This is a genomic window from Sphingomonas sp. OK281 (genome assembly GCF_900115295.1).
Classification (GTDB): Bacteria; Pseudomonadota; Alphaproteobacteria; order Sphingomonadales; family Sphingomonadaceae; genus Sphingomonas.
Window position 1 is genome coordinate 61,001 of the sequence record NZ_FOVZ01000006.1, and the last position, 20,030, is coordinate 81,030.

Annotated in this window: 16 protein-coding genes; 6 read left to right on the forward strand and 10 right to left on the reverse strand. The window is 64.6% G+C overall.

What is annotated here, in order from left to right:
• Positions 1-18: 18 nt before the first annotated feature.
• The gene (locus BM244_RS18720; protein WP_254784577.1) at positions 19-2,970 is read right to left on the reverse strand and encodes a TonB-dependent receptor; all 2,952 of its coding nucleotides are present in this window, start codon (positions 2,968-2,970) and stop codon (positions 19-21) included.
• A 197-nt stretch (positions 2,971-3,167) separates the two neighbouring features.
• Here BM244_RS18720 and BM244_RS18725 point away from each other — a divergent pair, with 197 nt between their 5' ends.
• On the forward strand, positions 3,168-4,193 hold the full coding sequence (locus tag BM244_RS18725) for a LacI family DNA-binding transcriptional regulator (RefSeq protein ID WP_093400594.1): 1,026 nt from the start codon (positions 3,168-3,170) through the stop codon (positions 4,191-4,193).
• A 52-nt stretch (positions 4,194-4,245) separates the two neighbouring features.
• On the opposite strand, the gene BM244_RS18730 is transcribed toward BM244_RS18725, so the two are convergent.
• Positions 4,246-4,938, reverse strand: coding sequence for a DUF6445 family protein (locus BM244_RS18730; protein ID WP_254784578.1), 693 nt, complete (start codon positions 4,936-4,938; stop codon positions 4,246-4,248).
• A gap of 118 nt (positions 4,939-5,056) precedes the next feature.
• Here BM244_RS18730 and BM244_RS18735 point away from each other — a divergent pair, with 118 nt between their 5' ends.
• On the forward strand, positions 5,057-6,568 hold the full coding sequence (locus tag BM244_RS18735) for an MFS transporter (protein WP_254784620.1): 1,512 nt from the start codon (positions 5,057-5,059) through the stop codon (positions 6,566-6,568).
• 30 nt (positions 6,569-6,598) lie between these two features.
• Here the strand turns inward: BM244_RS18735 and BM244_RS18740 are convergent, their stop codons facing one another.
• Both BM244_RS18740 and BM244_RS23235 read right to left on the reverse strand, forming a co-directional pair.
• On the reverse strand, positions 6,599-8,191 hold the full coding sequence (locus BM244_RS18740) for a L,D-transpeptidase family protein (RefSeq protein ID WP_254784579.1): 1,593 nt from the start codon (positions 8,189-8,191) through the stop codon (positions 6,599-6,601).
• An 86-nt stretch (positions 8,192-8,277) separates the two neighbouring features.
• Positions 8,278-8,445: a hypothetical protein gene (locus BM244_RS23235; RefSeq protein ID WP_175518301.1), complete on the reverse strand. Its 168-nt coding sequence runs from the start codon at positions 8,443-8,445 to the stop codon at positions 8,278-8,280.
• 219 nt (positions 8,446-8,664) lie between these two features.
• Between BM244_RS23235 and BM244_RS18745 the strand changes: the two genes are divergently transcribed.
• Entirely contained in the window at positions 8,665-10,146 is a 1,482-nt protein-coding gene (locus tag BM244_RS18745) for a PAS domain S-box protein (protein WP_254784580.1), read from the forward strand.
• A gap of 18 nt (positions 10,147-10,164) precedes the next feature.
• Complete coding sequence (locus BM244_RS18750) at positions 10,165-10,506, forward strand: hypothetical protein (protein ID WP_093400598.1); 342 nt, start codon at positions 10,165-10,167, stop codon at positions 10,504-10,506.
• 37 nt (positions 10,507-10,543) lie between these two features.
• Here the strand turns inward: BM244_RS18750 and BM244_RS18755 are convergent, their stop codons facing one another.
• From BM244_RS18755 to BM244_RS18780, 6 genes are all read right to left on the reverse strand, one after another.
• Positions 10,544-10,849, reverse strand: coding sequence for a hypothetical protein (locus tag BM244_RS18755; protein WP_093400446.1), 306 nt, complete (start codon positions 10,847-10,849; stop codon positions 10,544-10,546).
• A 360-nt stretch (positions 10,850-11,209) separates the two neighbouring features.
• Positions 11,210-13,393, reverse strand: a complete 2,184-nt coding sequence (locus BM244_RS18760) for a TonB-dependent siderophore receptor (RefSeq protein WP_093400447.1) — start codon at positions 13,391-13,393, stop codon at positions 11,210-11,212.
• Positions 13,394-13,580: 187 nt separating this feature from the next.
• The gene (locus tag BM244_RS18765) at positions 13,581-15,656 is read right to left on the reverse strand and encodes a TonB-dependent siderophore receptor (RefSeq protein WP_254784582.1); all 2,076 of its coding nucleotides are present in this window, start codon (positions 15,654-15,656) and stop codon (positions 13,581-13,583) included.
• 520 nt (positions 15,657-16,176) lie between these two features.
• Complete coding sequence (locus BM244_RS18770; protein ID WP_093400449.1) at positions 16,177-16,671, reverse strand: Dps family protein; 495 nt, start codon at positions 16,669-16,671, stop codon at positions 16,177-16,179.
• 28 nt (positions 16,672-16,699) lie between these two features.
• Positions 16,700-17,446 (reverse strand): ferredoxin reductase, encoded by a 747-nt coding sequence (locus BM244_RS18775; RefSeq protein WP_093400450.1) that lies wholly within the window; start codon positions 17,444-17,446, stop codon positions 16,700-16,702.
• Positions 17,439-18,044, reverse strand: a complete 606-nt coding sequence (locus BM244_RS18780; RefSeq protein WP_093400451.1) for a sulfite oxidase-like oxidoreductase — start codon at positions 18,042-18,044, stop codon at positions 17,439-17,441. The genes BM244_RS18775 and BM244_RS18780 overlap by 8 nt, the downstream gene beginning before the upstream one ends.
• A 428-nt stretch (positions 18,045-18,472) precedes the next feature.
• Between BM244_RS18780 and BM244_RS18785 the strand changes: the two genes are divergently transcribed.
• Both BM244_RS18785 and BM244_RS18790 read left to right on the forward strand, forming a co-directional pair.
• Positions 18,473-19,486, forward strand: a complete 1,014-nt coding sequence (locus BM244_RS18785) for a zinc-binding alcohol dehydrogenase family protein (RefSeq protein ID WP_093400452.1) — start codon at positions 18,473-18,475, stop codon at positions 19,484-19,486.
• A 48-nt stretch (positions 19,487-19,534) separates the two neighbouring features.
• A complete protein-coding gene (locus BM244_RS18790) occupies positions 19,535-19,966 on the forward strand; it encodes a GlcG/HbpS family heme-binding protein (RefSeq protein WP_093400453.1) in 432 nt (143 codons plus the stop codon).
• Positions 19,967-20,030 lie beyond the last annotated feature (64 nt).

Here is a 20,030-nt window from a genome sequence, read left to right on the forward strand (position 1 = left end):
ACCGCCCCGCCATCGACATCAGAACTTATAGGTGATGCCGACATAGTAATCGCGGCCATAGCGCTGGTAGTCGATCACCTGGCGCGGATCGTCGTTCTGGTAGGTCACGAACGGCCGGTCGGTCAGGTTCTTGGCCTGCGCCAGGATCGCGAAGTTCGCGAGCGGACCGCTCTGGAACTCATACCCGATCTGCGCATCCAGGATCGCCTCCGCCTTGGCGGTCCGATAGGTCGGGTTGGCCGACAGACCGGCGACTTCGGCGAGGAAGCTGGAGCGGTAGCGATAGTTCGCGCGGATCTGGAACCCCGATTTTTCGAAATAGACCGTCCCGCTGCCGGTAAATTTGGACAGGCCGGGCAGCGTGATCGCCTCGGTCGGGTTGCTGCCGTACTTGATCGTCGACTGCGTGTAGTTGCCGCTTGCGAAGATGCCGAAGCCGTCGAGCGCCGACGTGATCGCCTTGAACGGCAGCGACACCGTACCCTCGACGCCGAGCACTTCGCCGCGACCTGTATTGGCAGGCGACGAGACGTTGCCGATCGTCTGGCCCGCCGCGATCACCTGCGCCTGCTGCGCCGCGGTCAGTGCGGGCAGCAACGCCGAGAAGTCGTACGGCAGCGAATTGTTCGGATCGACGAAGTCGGTCAGGTGCTTGAAATACCCTGACAGCGCGACATAGCCACCACCGCTGAAATACTTCTCGAACGACAGATCGATGTTGGTCGACTGGTACGGCTTCAGATTGACGTTGCCGCCGGTCGACGTGAACACCGGGAACAGGCCGGCGGGCGTCTGGCCGATGTTGGTCAGGTTGATCGCGACGTCCTGCGTCACGCGCTCCTGGTCGAGGCGCGGACGAACCATCGTCTGCGAGGCGCCGACCTTGACGAAGCCCAGCGGGATCAGTTCGACCGACATCGTTGCCGAGGGCAGGAAGTTGGTGTATTTCAGCGACTGCGTCACCGGTGCGATCGTCACCGCGCCGCCGACGACGCTGGCGATCTGGCCGGTCGAGCTCTGATCCGAATGCACCACCTGTGCACCAATCGAGCCCTTGAGCGGCTTGTCGCCGACTAGGCCGTCGATCGTAACCTTGGCATAGCCGGTCCAGACCTTCTCGAGCACGACATTGTCGCGCACCAGCGCGGACGGACGGCCATCGAACGCCGCGTTGAGCGAATTATTGTAGAGATACAGCGGATCGAGCGTCAGCATCTGCGGGATGCCGAGATAATCGAGCGCGACGTTCGAGCCGAGCAGCGCGTCGCTCGGCACGTTGCCGCTCAGCGGCGAACCGCTCGCCACGGTGCAGTTGGTGCCGCCGCCGGTCGGGCACAGGAAATAGGAGGTGTAGGCGCTGGTCTTCTTGCGCTGGCTGTAGTTGCCGCCGGCTTCCCAGCCCTTGACGACGCTGTCCGAGAACTCGCCGTTGAGGCTGGCGCGGAGCGACTTCAGATCGTCCTTGAAGCTCGGCCGGTTGAGGAAGCCCGACTGGACGACCTGCTGCGTGCCGTTGTTGCCCCAGCCCTGCGGGTCGGTCAGCTTGAAGATGTTGGTGTTGGTGTAATCGAGCGTCGGCGAGAAGGTGTAGGTGCCGTTGCCGTTCTGCTTGACGGTGACGGTGTCCGCTGCGCCGCTCTTGGCGAACCCGGTGCCGGTGTTGGTCTCGAGCAGGAAGTCGGTGCGCTTCGCGCGGCTCCAGCTCGCATCGACGTTCAGGTGAATCGACTCGGTCAGCTTGAGGTCGTTGTTCCAGCCGAGCGAGAAATTGTCCGCCTTGCGCTGGTTATAGTCGTTGCGCTGCACTGCGAAGACGTTGCCGAACGTCGCGCTGGTCGCGAAGCCGTCGGCAATTGTCACGCCGGTAGCGGTCGTTCCGCCAGGCGATGTCGGCGTGGTCAACTGACCAGCCAGCGGGAATTCGATGCCGCGCAGGATCTGCGTTTCCTCGAAGTGCGAATACAGCGCGTCGAACGTCGAATGGAAGCTGTCGGACGGCTGCCACTCGATCGTCGCGACGCCGCCGTACCGCTTCAGCTCGTTCGACTGGACATACGGCTTCGCGCCGTTGAGCAGGAACGGGCTGGCCGCGGTGCCGGCGCCGCTATAGCCCCACGCGTTGTAGCGCTCGTCCTGCGACGGCGTCTGCGTCGCCGACACGCCGATCGCGATGCCGAGCGTATCGTTGGCGAACTTGTCGACATAGGTCGCCGATGCGCGATAGCCGTAGCGCGTGCCGTCGGGATTGAGCTTGTCGATGCCGTTCATCTGCGCGCGCGCGCTGATCGCGATGATCCGGTGCGCCTGATCGAGCGGACGGAGCATGCGCAGGTCGACCGTACCGGCGACGCCTGCGGCGATCAGCGATGCGTCCGCCGACTTGTAGACGTTGACGGTCTTGAAGAATTCCGACGGATACTGGTCGAACTCGACGCCGCGGTTGTCGCCGGTCGTCACCTGTTCGCGACCATTGAGCAGCGTGGTCGAGAAATCTGGGCCGAGGCCGCGTATCGAGAGGCGCTGGTCGCGGCCTTCGAGACGCTGCGCGGTCACGCCGGGCAGGCGGGCAAGTGAATCCGCGATCGATACGTCGGGCAGCTTGCCGACGTCTTCGGCCGAGATCGAGTCGACGATCAGGACCGACTGGCGCTTGATCTTGGCGGAGGATTCGAGACCGGCGCGGATACCCGTGACGACGATATCGTCACCGCCCGACGCCTCGTCCTGCGGTGCGGGCGGCACGGCATCGGCAGGCTGCGGCGTCGGGGCCGCGACGGTCGGGACCGCATCGACTTGCGCCGGGGCGGTTGAATTCGCGTTGGGCGTGCCGGGCGTCGCCTGCGCGAACGCAACCTGACCGGGCAGCATCAAAGCGGCGGCAAGCGCGGTTGCGCTGACTTGCAGCGCGAGGCGGCCGTGCGCGGAAATGCCGGGCGTGACGCGCAGGCGGCACGGAGTAGACTGGCTCATGAAATCCCCTTCAGGCGAGACTAATCCCGCGCATCCTCAATTGCTTCTTCTGGTATCCCCGACGTCGTGCTGACGCGTCGGGTGTCGCAACGCCGCTATATTTCGGGGGAGGTCGTTGCAAAAGAGACGGGCATACGTATTCACTGTTTCATGCAGACCGTGTCTCTTCTCGACCACTCTTGTCGGACAAGGTGCCGGTGACGGGCCGCCGCCCGACATCGTTCGACATCGCGCAATTGGCCGGCGTGTCGCAGCCGACGGTGTCGCGTGCGCTGCGCGGATCGAAGTCGGTCAACGCGCAGACCCGCCAGCGTATCGAGGCGATCGCGCAAAGCCTGCACTACGCCGTAGACAAGCACGCCTCGTCGCTGCGCAGCCAGTCGGCGAACACGCTGGCGCTGTTGTTTTTCGAGGAGCCGGCCGAAGACGAGTCGACGATCAACCCGTTCTTCCTGTCGATGCTGGGGTCGATCACGCATGCCTGCGCGCGCGCCGGCTACGACCTGCTGATCTCGTTCCAGCAATTGTCGGGCGACTGGCACGTCGATTACCAGGACAGCCGCAAGGCCGACGGTATCATCCTGCTCGGCTACGGCGATTACGAAGCTTATCGCGCACGCCTCGATCACCTTACCGAACAGGGGACCAAGGTGGTGCGCTGGGGCGCGGTCGGCACGGGGCCAGCGGGGATCACGGTCGGCTCGGACAACCGCGGCGGCGGCGAGGCGGCGACCGCCCACCTGATCGCGCGCGGCCGGCGGCGGATCGCGTTCCTTGGCGCAGCGGATGGGCGCTACCCCGAACTCGAGGACCGCTATCTGGGCTACCGGGACGCGCTGGCGGCGGCCGGACTGACGGTGGACGACGCCTTGCAGGTCGATTCGATCACCACCGAAGATGCCGGGCAGGACGCAGTCGCCGAACTCGCGCGGCGCGGCGCGGAGTATGACGCGATCTTCGCGGCGAGCGACAGTATCGCGATCGGCGCGATGCGCGCACTCGCGGCGGCAGGGCGGGCGATCCCCGACGACGTCGCGATCGTCGGCTTCGACGACATCGCCTCCGCGCAACTCACCAACCCGCCGCTGACGACCGTCACGCAGGATGCGCGCCGGGCAGGGGAGGCGCTGGTGCGGACGCTGCTGGCGAAACTGCGCGGCGAAGTCTCCGACGACGCGCCCTTGCCGACCCGCCTGGTGATCCGCGCGAGCAGCGGGGCGTAGCGCAACACGATCCTCCCCCTGGTGGGGGCGGATCGCGTGTACGGGCGGCCGCTCAGTCGTCGAACAGGAACAGGTTTAGCGTCAGCCGCCCGGCCAGCGGGTCCGAACTCAGCACCACCTCAGGCGGGAGGTAGGCGCAGTGCAGCGTGTTGCCCGCGTAGATGAGTGCACGATTGAAGCGCGCTGGCTGCACGCCGATGCGCTCGTACAATGGGGTATCGCCCGCGATGTAGGACGCTTCGGGCATGCCGTGCGTCTGCACGCTGGATTGAAGTTCGGCCCTGAACCGGCCGAGCCGCGACTCATCGACGCTTTCGAAGCCGGTAGTGCGTTGTCGGTAGAACGCAGTGCCGCCCTGTTCGCCGTGGCCCAGGAACAGCAGCACCGCGATCCGCCCCGGCTCGACGCCGTCGAAATGCGGCAGCCGCTGGATCGGTGCGAGATCGGCAGGCGCCGTGGTGACGAGCGAGTAATAGGCTTCGGACACCGCCGGCGCCGGATCGAGACCGAAATGCTCGGCCAACAACGGCGCGATCCGGCGACGCATCGTTTCGGCCAGTCGAGGCGGCACCTCGGCACGGACGCCGGGATAATGCGGCCCGATCGGTGCCATCCGCAGGCTCGCCGCATCCTCGCGCAGGGCGTCCGGATCGGGCCAGAAATCGTCGATCGCAATCAACGGTTGCTGCTCTTCGCCTTGGAGATGAAGCGTGGTTTTCCGCGTGTCGGTCATGTCGGCCTTCATGCAGTGCGGCTGCATGGCGGGGCAAGGTATTCGTATGCATGGTTGTTTTGCCGATCGCATGGGGTCAAGCCATCCCCGTGGGATCGTCGTGCACACAAGCGGCGGCCGATCAGGAGAGCTGTGTTTGACCGAGAAACCAGTCCAGGGCTTTGCCGGCCTGTGGAACATCAGCTTCGGCTTTTTCGGCATCCAGATCGGCTTCGCGCTGCAGAACGCCAACATGAGCCGGATCTTCCAGACGCTCGGCGGATCGCTCGACGACCTGTCCTATCTGTGGATCGCGGCGCCGCTGACCGGGTTGCTCGTCCAGCCGATCATCGGTCATTACAGCGATCGCACCTGGACTCGTTTCGGCCGTCGCCGCCCCTATTTCTTCGCAGGCGCGGTGCTCGCCGCGCTCGCGCTGTTCGTGATGCCCGAGGCGAAGATGCTCTGGCTCGCCGCGCTGACGCTCTGGGTGCTCGATGCGTCTGTAAACGTGTCGATGGAGCCGTTCCGCGCGTTCGTCGGCGACATGCTGCGGAAAGACCAGCACACCGCGGGCTATGCGCTCCAGACCGCGTTCATCGGCACGGGCGCGGTGGTCGGGTCGATCTTTCCGTTCGTGCTCGCGCATCTCGGCGTGTCGGGCGATGCGCTCGCGGGCGTGCCCGACACGGTCCGATACAGCTTCTGGTTCGGCGGCGCAGCGTTGCTGCTCGCGGTGCTCTGGACGGTCGGCAACACCCGCGAATACAGCCCGCAGGAGATGGCGTCGTTCGCCGGGGACGACGCTGGCGAAGCGCTGGCCGCACCCGTTCGCGCGCTTGCCAGCCATAGCTTCGCGACCGGCATCGTCTGGATCGTCGCAGGCATCGCGGTGATCGTCGCGGTCTCGCAACTGGCGTTGCAAAAGGAAGTGTACCTGCTCGGCGGCCTGCTCGTCGCGTACGGCGGCGCCAGGCTCGCGGCCATTCGCCTTGCCCGCGGTGGAAACGTCGACAACGCGCTGAGCCAGATCGTCGGCGATTTTGCCGCGATGCCCGGCGTCATGAAGCGCCTCGCGCTCGTCCAGTTCTTCAGCTGGTCCGCCCTGTTCATCATGTGGATCTTCACCACGCCGGTCGTCGCCCAGTATATGTACGGCTCGAGCGACGCGACGAGTGCCGCCTATAACGCCGGCAGCGACTGGGTGGGTGTGCTGTTCGCGGCGTATAACGCGATCGCGGCGGTCGTCGCGCTGCTGGTCCTGCCCCGGCTGGCCAAGCGGATCGGCCGCGTGAAGATGCACATAGCATGCCTGCTGTGCGGCAGCGCGGGGTTTGCAAGCTTCCTCGTCGTGCGCGATCCGACGCTGTTAATCGTCAGCGAGGTCGGTATCGGCATCGCCTGGGCGTCGATCTTGGCCATGCCTTACGCGATCCTCGCCTCCAGCCTGCCGCAGGCCAAGCTCGGCATCTACATGGGCCTGTTCAACGTCTTCATCGTGCTCCCGCAACTGCTCGTCGCGACGCTGATGGGATCGGTGCTCAAAGCGTTCTTTCCGACCGAACCGATCTGGACGATGGCGTTCGCCGCGATTGTGCTGGTGCTCGCCGCGCTTGCCATGTTGCGTGTGGCCGAGCCAGCGGAGACGCAATCCGACCGCTGATCGTCCGATGCACATCGATAGCTCAGCGGCTCAGGGGCCGATGTCGATCGCCTTCGCTTCGGCCCGGTTCGCCGACGCCTTGGCAAAGCCAAGCTGCTCGGCGATCGGATCGTTCCAGCCATAAGGGTCCGTCCGGAACGCGAGCCGCCCGCCGTCGTCGACATAGACGTTGTGATACAGCAGCCTGACCGGGATACGCCGCGGCAAGGGCACGAACGTCGTTTCGCCCGATGCCTGTGCCGTCTGCCATGCCTCCGCGACGCCCTCGTCCTCGGCGAGCAGTTGCGCGAAGCCGAGCGCATCCTCGACCCGCACGCACCCGTGGCTCAGATGGCGCTGGCTACGCTCGAACAGGCCGGGCGCGGACGTGTCGTGGAGGTAGATCGCCTGGTCGTTCGCCATGTCGAACTTGACCATTCCCAGCGCATTGCTCGGCCCCGGTTGCTGGACGATCCAGCCATCGCGCAGGACCATGTCATGCGCCTGCAGATAATCCTCGCCGACATTGGCCATCTCGCCGTTCTGGATCGATTTCGGCACGGTCCAGGTCGGGTTCGCGACAAGACGATAGATTGGCGACGCAAGTGCGGGAGTCTCGCGACCGGGCTCGCCGACGATGACCTTGCGCTGATCGACCATCGTCCCGTCCCGGTAATAACGGAGTTGCGCCGCCGCCGTATTGACGTCGATCCGGGTCGCAGGCGTCGTCCGCGACAGCCAGCGCCGCCGTTCCAGCCCTACCGCAAGCGCGCGGGCGCGATCGCCTGCGCCAAGGTTCAGCACCTTCAGCGTCTCGGGCCCGACCACGCCGTCGGCAGCGATGCCGTAGTCGGTCTGCAGCCCCTTCAGCGCATCGGCCATCGCCTGTGTATACGACATGGCGACGGGCACCGCAGGGCTTGCCGGCGCGATGGGCGTCGCAGTCTCCGGCGTCAGCAGATATCCGCTTTCGACCAACTGCTCGACGATAGCCGGCACCCGCGTGTCGCGATTGCCGACCCGGATCAACCCTGCCGGGATCGCCAGGACGGGTGCCGCGGTCGCCGCCTTCGCGCTGAACGCGACGTACGCCTCGGAGAGCGCGGCATATTCCGCGTCCTGCGGTGCCAGGCCAGCCAGCCATGCGCCGACATCGTTCCTGGCCAAGGCACGCGTCAGCCCCGCGGCAACGTCCAGTTTCGGTCGTGGCAGCGTATAGACCTCGTGCAGCGACGTCGGATCGACACGTCCCCGTGCCAGCGCCGATGCATAGTCGAGCGCAGCCTTGGTCAGGGCGACGTCCTTTTCCTCCGCGGGCGCGCCATCAGGGGAGTCCGGCAGGAACGCGACCCGGTCGAGCCCATGCCGGGTTCGATCGGCCAACGCCGCGACGAAGGCCGAGGCATTCGCGGCGGACCAGAGGCCGTGCCAACCCACCTTGGCGTACAGGCTGCGGGCAACCGGGTCGGTAACCGCGTTCCTTTCGATCGCGATCGAGCGCGTCTCGGCATTCGAAGTCTGCGTTGTCGATGTCGTACTATCTCCGATCGACCGCTCCGGCGTGGAAACCTGAGCCATCGCCCCCGAGGGCATCATCGATAAAGGCAGCGTGCAGATCGCGAGGCGTGCTCGCAGCGTCGTCATTCTCATCGTGCGTCAACGTTCAACCCGCCGGATCGAGCCTGAGAAAGATCAGGCGTTACACATCCGTACGCCCTCGAATCGCGCCCTCACGACCGCGAGCGCGCGTGGTACAGCCCTGCGAACTTTCGGTGCAGCAGTCGCGAACTGCTGTCTTTCGCGACCATCGCACGATGTTCGTGCCATTCGGCGCGCTGCTGAAAATAGGCCGTGTCGGTCCCGGTATCGTCCGGCATGCCGGCGTTGCGTTCGTCCATCATCGTCGCTCTCGATCCTCTCGTTTGGCCTGCCTCTACGACGATCGCCACGCTGCCGCGTGATCGAAAAGGACTATCTAATCAGGTAGTTTACGCGGGATGTCGTTCGGCCAGTCGCAGCCAACATGGGCAAGTTGGGCGCGCCGGCCATCCGATCCCGCCCCGGCTCCAGACGGTTGGTTGTCATCGGCCGAGAATCTGCGTACCAATATCGTCGACTTGGAACAGAGTGAGAACTTTACGCGGTCGCGAAACGAGGATGCCGAGCGTGTCGCGGCGATCGCTGCGTTCGATCGCTCGCTCGATACGTCGGATCCGTTCGTGGCCGGGTTCCACGATGCCATTCTGGCGATGGCGATCAGCGATCCGACGCTGGCGGACAATCCGATCATCCATGTGAATGCCGCGTTCGAGCGTTTGACGGGCTATGATCGCCACGAGGTGGTCGGGCGGAATTGCCGCTTCCTGCAGGGGCCGCAGACCGAGGCCGACGATGTCGGGCGCATTCGCGACGCGGTCGCCGTACCGATGCGGCTCGAAACGGACTTGCTGAACTATCGCAAGGACGGCACGCCGTTCTGGAACCGTCTGCTCGTGTCGCCGGTGTTCGATCACCACCGGCGCGTGCGCTATTTCGTAGCGTCGCAACACGACGTGACGCTCGAGCGCGAGACGCTGGTCCTGCTGGCAGCCGAACAGCGCGAGCTCGAGGCATCGGCCGTAGAGGCCGCGGCAAAGCTGGCCGATAGCAGCGCCAGGCTGCACTTCGCGTTGAAGGCGGGGCGGCTGGGCGCGTGGACGTTCGACCCGGTCAGCCAGCATCTCGATGCGTCGGCTGGCTGCAAAATGGTCTTCGGATATGATCCGGACGCGGTGTTCGGATATGCGGAATTCGTCGATGTCCTGCACCCCGAAGACCGATCGCGCGTGCTGGCGGCGATCGCGGAAACGATCGAGACCGGCTCCGATTACGATATCGAATACCGCATCGTCACGCCGGCGGGCGACGTTCGCTGGATCGCGATCCGTGGCGAGTTACTGATGCGCGCAGACGGGACGCCATTGTCGATGACCGGCTTCTCGACCGACATCAGCGAGCGCAAGCAAACCGAGGAACATCGCGCGCTTCTCGCGGGCGAACTCACGCACCGCGTGAAGAACACGCTCGCCACGGTCAGCGCGATCGTCAACCAGACGCTGCGCGATGCCGCGTCGCTGACCGAGGCTCGCGACGTCATCGGCGCGCGGATCGGCTCGCTCGCCGTCGCGCACGATCTCCTGCTGCGCGACGAAGTGGAAGGGGCGACGATCGCCGACATCCTTGCAGGCGTGATGGCGCCGTTCGACGATGGCCGTGGGCGGCTGTTTTCGGTCGCCGGCCCGGACGTGCGGCTCGAACCACGCGTGACGCTCGCCTTGTCGATGGCGCTGCACGAGCTCGCGACGAACGCGAGCAAATACGGCGCGCTAAGCGTCGATGGCGGTCATGTCTCGATCGACTGGAGCGTGGGCATCGGCGACGGCGGCCGGCGGCTCGCGTTCAGGTGGGAGGAACGGGGCGGGCCGGTCGTCGCGCCGCCGACCCGGACCGGCTTTGGCTCGCGCATGATCGAGCGCGTCCTGGGCCAGCATATGCGCGGTGGGGTTACGATCGAGTATCGTCCGACGGGCGTCGTGTTCACGATCGACGCGCCGTTCTAGGTGGCGAGGTCGGGCGAGGTGGCGAAGCCGGGTGTCCTGACCACGCCGGACGGGCGCTATATCGTGGTCCGCGGACGATTATGGCGAACGGCGAACCCCGACCTTCCGGAAGGCGAACGGGACCGCCTGGTCAAGGCGCTGATGGCGGCGAGACGTGACGTAGCCGCTGCGCGCAGGGCGAAGGACACGGGGGCGGAAGACGTCGCTCATGCCGCGGTCGATGCGGCGAAGCACGCATTGGGCGAGCGGGGGCCGGTCTGGTGGACCGATGGTGCACCAGACCTCAACCGCCACATGGCGCGAACCACGCCCTACGCTGCATGGTTCGCGGGTTCGAACGGCGACGTGGATCCGGGGTAATTCCGCTCTCGTGCGGTCACTCGGATCGCCGTCTATCTCAGGCCTTGGCGACCTCGTCTGCATCGAATTCCGCGAATGCGGCCTTCACATCGGCGGCGCGGTCGGCGTCCTGGATATCGACCGACACGACGATCCGTCCCTCCAACTCGGCATCTTCACGCGAACCGGGCGTAGGCTCCGCGCCCTTGGTATCGGATCCGGCTTCGTCGACACCGGCGCTGTTGCGGCTGTCTTCGGTCGTGATGAAGATGTCGGTCCGCTCGATCCCGTGCTCCTGGACGAGGCGTTCGACGGTCATCTCGGCCTCGCGGCGCGTATCGAACTTTGCGGTGAAACTTGGCATTTGCGGTCTCCTGTTCCTGCGGACAGAGAACGGACGACAGCGCGCGACGATCCGAGGTCCCGGCAATAGGCTTCACGGTCGCGACGCGTTCCACCGGCTTGACCGATCCTCATGACGGAAAGGTGGGCTGCCGGATAAAGGCGGATGTCGCGGACGATATTCTAGGCGCCCCCCGAGGCGCCATCGCACGGCCATAACGCTGAGCGCCCCGCCCACGACTGCCAGATGTTCGGCCCCGCCGCCCCGCCTATCATGGCGCGGAGACGCGCGTCCCGACTACCGACGACTGTCGTCTGGCCGAGAACGCCGTTCGTCGACTTCGAATGGCCGCCGTGTCTCCCCCCGGTGCGACACGCTCGCCTAGTAATGATAGCGCAGCGTCAATGTAACGTTCCGCGGCTCACCGAAGGCGAGTTGATCGTAGAAGCCGATCTGGGAATAATATTTCTTATTGAAGGCGTTCTCGACATTCGCTTGAAGCGACAGGCCATTTGCCAGTTGGTATCGCGCCATCAGATTAACGAGCGCGTACGGCCTGACTTCGAGACGTTCGGGCTCACCCGTGACCGGGTTCGTCGTGTCGGTATAGCTCAACCCCTCCCAATTCACGCCACCGCCGACGGCGAGCCCTTCCAGCGCTCCCGCGAACCGATATGTGGAGAACACCCGGAGAAGTTTCTGCGCGAACAGCGTGTTGATACGCTTGTCGTCCGCGTCCTTCGCACTGAACTGGGTATAGTTGCCACTCACCGCCCAGCCGGGCAGGATCTCGCCATTGGCCTCGATCTCGAAGCCGGTACTGCGCGCACCGTTGGCGGCGTAATAGGCCTGATTGATCGTTCCGGGGACGAGGTAGCCGGTATCGACCTGCGCGAGATTGTCCTGTTCGATGCGGAACACCGACAGCGCGGTATTGAGCGCACCGCCAAAGAAGCGGCTCTTGAGCCCCGCCTCGTAGTTCACGCCGTACACCGGCGCCAGGAAGCCACCGTTGCGATCCTGGCTGCTCTGCGGCTGGAATATCTTCGAATAGCTGGCGTAGAGGGTCTGCCCTGGAACGACATCGTACAGCGCACCGGCATAGGGCAGGAACCGGTTACGATCGCCGAAATCCGCGTTGGTCCCATAGGATACGCCGATGCGTTCCCAGGAACTGAGTCGTCCTCCCAGGATGACCTTGAACCGGTCGCTGACCGACAACCGGGTCGCGCCGAAATAGCCCCATTGCTTCGTGCGCCAATCGACGTCGTGTGAACGTGCACCCCATGCCGGTTCCGCATAGGACCCGTCCCATGTGTAGAAGTTGCCGATCGGATCGAGATTGCCATAGTCGGGCGGGAAGCCGTAGAAATCGAGCGTCTGGCGCGCGAAACTTGTCCCCAGGATCACCTCGTGCTCGCGCCCGAGCAACTTGAACTTGCCATTCAGGCGTGCGCCCAGGTCGATTTGCTTGAGATCGCCTCGATAATTGGCCGGCGAGGGGTTCATGCCAAGACCCGTCGCCTTGTCTACCTGCCCGTAAAGATACAGCAACCGCATGTCGCTCTGGTTGCGCGAATAGCTGCCGTAGAGCTTCAGCGCCCAGTCGCTTCCGATGGTCTGGGTCAGATTGGCGAAATACGTCTGATTGGTCGACGACCACCGCGTCCAGTCGGCGCCGATGGTCTTCGAGCGCGACCAGTCGGTGCGGGTGCCATCGCTGTTCCACACCGGCAAGCCACCCCAGAGCGTTCCTCGCGGCGCGTTGTCCTGATAGCTGGCGCCGATACTCAGCGCAGTGTTGCGGGTCAGATCGGCGTCGAGAACACCATAGAGAACGAGCTTCTTATTGTGGAGGAAATCGATGAAGGAATCGCCTTCCTCGTATTTCGCGACACCACGCACCCGCACATCGCCGTTGCCCGCTACCGGGGCGGTCACGTCGAGCATGCCGAAATAGTTGTTCCAGCGACTTCCCGCTGCGGTCAGGGTAGCGGTGAACGTGCGGCTGTCGGCGTGTTTTCGCACGAGGTTCACCGATGCCGAGGGGTTGCCCGCGCCCGATAGCAGGCCGGTTGCGCCACGCACGATCTCGACCCGTTCGTAAAGGCCGACGTCGATCTCCGACTCGCCCGCGCTGTAACCCGCATCCCACTGCAGTGGGACGCCATCGATCTGGTAATTGTCGATCGCGAAGCCGCGCGCGGAAAAGCCATTGCGGGTACTGTCGAACGCCTTGGCCGACACGCCGGCGGCGTTGTTGATCACGTCGCTCAACGTGCGGATCGCCTGGTCCTCGAGCCGTTGCGCAGTCATCACGGTGACCGATTGCGGCGTTTCCTGGATCGTCAGCCCCAGACCGGTCGCAGACGATAACTGGTCGTTGGTCGTATACGATCCCGTCACGACGATATCGGCGTTGGCCGCTGCCTCCGTCTCGTCGTTCTCCGGCGGCTTCTGTGCCACCTGAGCATGGACGGAAACACTGCCACCGATCAGCAGGCTTGCCCTGGCGACGAACGCCAGTTCACGAAAGAGCGAGCCACGGCCCCCCAATATGCGCATAAATCACCACCCCGATATTGGCTCGCATCGCTAATGCGAACTATTCTCAAATCGGGTAGGCGTCCTTGCAAACCCAGTCAATGCGGCAACAGTGCGATCACGTCAGTCCTGCGAGGTACGCGCGATGGACAAGCGGGAAGGTCGGTCCCGCTGTATGTGCCGCGTGTCGCGACAGGGCGTGGCCACTTTAAAGATCGAAAGACGCCGATACCCTGACCGTGCGCGCCGCACCGACGTAGAGGGTCGTGCCACCTGTCGCCCAATATCGCTTGTCCGTCAGATTGTCCCCGTTCACGCGGAGGGTCAGCGTCCTGCCGTCCTCGAGCGGGACACGATAACTGGCACCTGCACTGTAGGTCACGAAACCGGGCAGGCGGGCCAAGTTGGCGGCGTCGGCGAAGCGGGTGCCGGTGTAATAGGCTCCGGCATTGATCGCGAGGCGATCCCATGCGGGGGGGCGGTACTGGGCGAACGCCGAACCTGACCAGCGAGGCGCGTTGAGCACGCGTTTGCCGTCGAGCGAGGTCGAGCCGGTCCGCTGCTGGATCGCGTCGAGATACTGCCCGGTAAGCGAGACATCGAAGCCATGGCCGATCGCGCCGAGAACCGATCCTTCGATACCCCGGTGCTTAGCGCGTCCGTTGGCGACATAGACGTGGGCCGCATCGGTATAGGCAAGCGCACGGTCGATATCGAACCACGACAGCGAGGCCGTGGCGCCCAGGATCGTGGCGCGCGCACCGATTTCCCATTGGCGGCTGCGCGCCGGTCCCAGCGTCTCGCCGACATTGGCTGTCCCGTCCGGCGCAACGCCGGCGCTTTCGAGACCCTGAATGTACGAGGCGTACAGGCTGGTCGCTGCGGTCGGATGCAGGATCAGCGCGGCCGTGGGCGTGACGGCGTGAGTCGTATAGTCGGCGCCGCTGGCCCGCGTCCGGTAGCTGACTCCGCGGACGCCACCGACGATGTCGATGCTCTTGCCAAGTGACATGACATCCATGACATAGGCGCCGGTGTCGTTCACCGTGTTGCCGCGGTTCACGGCGCGCGAGGCGACCACCAGGCTCGACAGATCGACCGACACCGGATCGTAGAGGTTCTGCGCGACGGCTGCATATCTCACCTGCTGCTGGTCGCCCCGGTACTGCCGCGTCGTTGCCACGCCGACCAGGAGGTCGTGATCGACCGGCCCGGTCGCGAACGTCCCCGCCAGTTCGCCCCGGACGTAGCGGTTCTGCCAGAACTGACCCGGCGTGTCCGTCAGCGTGAGACGCCCGGCGCCGGTCGCGAGGTTGATCGTGCCGAGCGTCGCGATCATGCGATCCCGGTACGCGTTCGCGATGCCGCCCTCGACACGCGCGGACCAGCCGGATGAGATTCGGTAGTCGGCACGGGCAACCACGTTCAGGCCTTGCGTCGTGAAAGGCGCGCCATCGGGTGCATAGCGTTGCCGCGGCGAGGGAACCGCAGGCAGGGTTATGACGCCGCCCACCGCAGCGGGAAGCGTGATGCCACCCGGCTCCTCGCCTTTGCGACGGTAGTATTCGGCGTCGGCATGAAGCGTGAGGCGATCGCTTGCGGTCCAGTCGACCGCGCCGCTCAACACCTGCCGGTCGCCGCCGACGCCATCGGTGGTCGATCGCGTACGGGCCGAGAAGGCGTTGACCCGCAGACCGAGCTGGCGTGCGCTGCCGAAGCGCCGGCCGACGTCCACGCCGCCGCCAAAGCCGCCCTCGCTATCGCCGATCCCGTAGACGGCGGTCACGTCGCGTGCCCCGGCGCGCTTGGTCACGAGATTGGCGACGCCAGACGGCGTCGCGATGCCGTAGTACAGAGCGGACGCCCCTTTGAGCAGTTCGACCCGCTCCTTGTCTTCCAAGGGCATCGGCGCAAAGTTGACGATCGGCAGGCCGCCGTTCAGCCGGTAATTGGTTTGCGCATCGATCGCGATGCCCCGCGCCAGAAAGGTGTTGCTGTTGAACGGGCTGGTCGTCTGCTGCGTCACGCCAGGCGTGTTGCGCAACGCATCGTCCAGGCCCAGCGCGCCCTGATCGTTCAAAAGGGCGCGGTCCACGACGTTGACCGTCGCGGGGGTATCGAGCACGCTGCGATTGCGGAACGCGCCGACCTGAACCGTGTCGACGCCGTAGCTGGGCACCGCCCCCGTGACCACGATCTCCTCGTCGAGCGAGCGTTCTCTGGGGAGCGTCGGTCGGCCCTGAGCGGCAGGCACAACGCTGCCTGCCGCTGCGGCAGCGAGCATGAAGGAGAGCATCGGAACCCTTTTCTATTGAACTGCGCTGCGGCTAGCGTCTTTGCGATTGCCTATCAATAGCGATTGAAGAGCGATCGATATCAAGCGCGGTAGTTGCCTGCCGGCTTCACGGCCGCTCGGGCGCCACCTAACCCCGGTGCGCGTGCCGACCGCCAACGTCTCACGCCGGAATGTCTGTCGGCAGGTCGACGCGCGTATAGCCCGCGATGCTATAGGTATTGGCAAGGTCGCCCTCCGCTTGCCGACCCGGGTCGTACCCGCACTCAGCATGATTCCTGATAGCGGGTCGGGCGCCCGGTAGGTGGCCCACAGGCTTGCGCTGAACTCGGGTACCCCGCGCAGGCGGTCACCGACCGCGATGACGCTGTCGCTGGTCAATTCGCATCGAGATAGCCGGCGTTGGCGATCATCCGCCAGCCCGGCAGGATCTCGCCGCTGAGGTCGATCTCGGCACCACGCACGCGCTGCTACCGCATCTTCGCTGCCTTCGAAGATCGGGCGCGCGGGCTTACCGGCCGACTTCGAAGAGGAACCATGCACGGCGTTCCGCCTCGTCGGTCCAGGCATCGATCAGGCCGGACGTCGCATTATCCCTGGCGTCGTCCGCAACGTCCTTGGCACGGCGAAGCGACTCGACCAAATGAAGGTTGTCGGCACGGAGTTCGCTCAGCATGGCCTGCGGCGTCACGAACTCGGCATCGTTGTCCTTGATGGTTTGGTGGCGTGCGATGTCGCCGATCGACCGGATCGTCGTGTTGCCGGTCTTTCGGGCGCGCTCGGCAATCGCGTCGGTGCCAGCGAGGATCTGTGCGGCCTGTTCATCGAGCAGCAGGTGATAGTCCCTGAAATAGGGTCCGGAGACGTGCCAGTGGAAGCTCTTCGTCTTCAGGTAGATCGCATAGCTGTCAGCCAGTATGACTTTCAGGGCATCGGCGACGGTCATCGTCGCGCATTCGTCGAGATCGGACGGTGTCGGATTGGCGGCGGCACTGGTCTTCGTCATTGGTCTGATGTCCTTGGTCACTGCGCCTCTAGCCACCGTAGCGCTCGGTCTTGATGATGGAGGGGGGCAGGCCGGCCAGCAGCGCGCCTTCGGTCGCGATGTTGACGAAGCCGTTGGACCCGCAAACGAAGACTTGGCTCGGTTTTCGGTGAAGCCGCGCCACGATGTCCTGGACCATCGCGCCATCGATCCGTCGCCCGAAGTCCGCTGGGCGGATCGGTTCTTCGCGCGTGATCGCCAACGCGAGGACGAATGCCGGATCGCTGATCTCGGTGGAATGAAGCTCTTCTGAAAAGAGCACGTCCGCCGCGGTCCGTGCGGACAGAAGCAGCGCCGTCGGCACCGCCGGGGACAGCGTTCGGCGATGCCGGATCATCGCCATCAACGGCACGAGGCCGGAGCCTGCCCCGATCAAGAGCACCGCGTCCACGGCAGGGTCGGGCCACAGGAAGTGGCCGCCGAGCGGACCACGAAGCTCGATTTCGTCGCCGATCGCCGCGACTTCGTGAAAGTATGACGACACCTCGCCATCCGGCAGGCGCTCGATCGCGAGCTCGATGGTCGGGGACGAGGTCGCCGCCGAGGCGATCGAGTAGCTCCGCATCGCGCTGTAGCCATCGGGCGCGGTCAGCCGGACATCGACGTGCTGACCCGCGATGTGCGCGAACGGTTTGCTCAATCGCAGGAAGAAGCTCTTGATGCTCGGTGTCTGCTGGACGATGTCCTCGATGACGCACGACTGCCACGACACGGTTTGCGCGCTGCCCTCAGTCATTGGTGTATCGCTGCTCGCGCCACGGATCGCCGTAGATATGGTAGCCGTGTCCTTCCCAGAATCCCGGCTCGTCGCGCGTCGTGAATTGCAGCGCGTTCACCCATTTGGCGGACTTCCAGAAGTAGAGATGCGGGACCAGAAGGCGCGCCGGCCCTCCGTGATCGCGTGAAAGCGGCTTGCCCGCATAGGTGAGGGCGACCATCGCTTTGCCCGATAGAAGGTCCGCCAGCGGCACGTTGGTCGAATACTTATCGTAGCAGTGCGCCAACACGAAATCCGTGGGCCGATCGAGCCCGGCATCGGCGAGGATGTCTTCGACGAGTACGCCCTCCCAGGCGGTATCCAGCTTGGACCAGGAGGTGACGCAGTGAATGTCCCGGGTCACCTTCGTCTTCGGCAGCGCGTTGAATTCGCTCCAATTCCAGACTTTGACGGGCTTTGGACCGATCTTGACCGTGAATTTCCAATCGGAGGGCTCCACGTGCGGCGTGGGGCCGGCAGACAGGACGGGGAAATCCTCCACGAGATGCTGTCCGGGTGGGATTCGGCTCGACTGGTCGCCGCTTGAGCCGCGGCCGGTAAATCCCCTGGTGACCATTACGAACCTCCTTGCTTGTTACGACAGACCGGAACCGGCTTCACCTCAGAACCTCGTTCAAGATCCTTGCGCGCACAACCGTCTAGCGGACCGGTGCACTCCGACGCGCCATGGTTGCAGATGGATTATAGCGTCAAGCCAGTCTGATTTTGCAATAACCGCGCAAATATTTCGGTGTTTTCCAAATCATGGAAAATGCGGTGGAATCGAGTAGGTAGTATCTTCGATATTTCGACTTGTATGCCTCATAACTCGGTAAGTGCAACCCGAGGTGTAAGGTATGGAAACTATGTTCAGCCGCTATTGGAGTTACGCCAATCAGGCATTCATAGTACGGCGGACGAAACCGCCGAACCGCAAGTGTAATTCCAGAAAAGTGTCGATTTGATCGGCCAACACCTTTGGATACGGCAAGTCGGAGAAACCTGATGAAAGCCGTTGGTTACAAGGTTCCGGGACCCATCGCCGAGGATGACGCGCTGGTCGACATCACGCTGCTTCGGCCTGTCGCTGCCGGACATGATATCCTGGTCGAGGTGAAGGCCGTCTCGGTCAACCCGGTCGACTACAAGATCCGCAGCACGACGCCGCCCGCCGATGGCGATTGGAAAGTGCTGGGATGGGATGCTGCTGGGATCGTGCGCGAGGTCGGACCCGACGTGACGCAGTTCGTGACGAGCGACGAGGTCTATTATGCCGGCTCGCTCCTGAAGTCCGGCACCAATGCGGAGTTTCATCTCGTCGACGCCCGGATCGTCGGTCGCAAGCCTACGTCGCTCGACTGCGCGGAAGCGGCGGCGCTGCCGCTGACCGGGTTGGTCGCCTGGGAGGCGATGTTCGATCACCTGGACGTGGCACGGCCCGTGGCTGGTGCAGCGCCGGCGATCCTCATCGTCGGTGGCGCGGGCGGGGTCGGGTCGATCGCCATCCAGATCGCGCGACAGTGCACGGACCTGATCGTCATCGCCACTGCCTCTCGCCCGGAAACCGAGGAATGGGTGAGGGGGCTCGGCGCCCACCACGTCATCGACCATTCCCGGCCGCTCGCGGCACAGGTCGCCGCGCTCGGCATCGGCGCGCCCGCCTTCGTCTTTTCGATCACGCATACCGAGCAGCATGTCGCCGACATTGCCGAACTGATCGCCCCGCAAGGACGGTTCGCGCTGATCGACGATCCCACGGCCCTCGATATCATGCTGTTCAAGCGCAAGTCGGTCTCGATCCACCACGAGCTGATGTTCACACGGTCGATCTACGGCACGCCCGACATGCATGAGCAGGGCGAGATCCTCGATGCGCTGGCTGCGCTGGTCGACGACGGCAAAATCCGCACGACGCTGACCCGGACGCTGTCGCCGATCGATGCCGCCAATTTGAAGACGGCGCATGCGCTGATCGAAAGCGGTGCGACGAGAGGCAAGATCGCGCTCGAAGGCTTCTGACGGCAATCGCTGCCAATATCGTTCCCAACCTCAGAATCGGAAAAACCCATGGCCAAATCCATCGCCACCGCGTCGATCAATCGCGAGACTGCGGTCGCCCTCATCGCCGCGGCGATCGCCGCGGCACGCTTGATCGGCATCCCGGCTGCCGTCGCCGTCGTCGACGCCACCGGATACCTGCGTGCGTTCGAGCGCACCGACGACGCGCCGTTTCTCACCGTCGACGTTGCCATCGACAAGGCCTGGAGTTCCGCCTCGTTCGGGTTCCCGACGCATGTCTGGAACGACTATGTGACCAACGATCCGAAAGTGGCGCCGCTGGCCTATCGTCCGCGGATGGTGGCGGTCGGCGGCGGCTATCCGATCCTGGAGGACGGCAAGTTGATCGGCGGGATCGGCATCTCCGGCGGCACCTATCAGCAGGATCAGGACGCCTGCGTCGAGGCACTCGAGAAGATCGGGTTCGAGCTACCGGCCTGACGACGTGTGGTGAGATCGAAACGTTGGCGGGGCCGCGCGGCGAAGGCGGCGTGAGTGCGCGCCC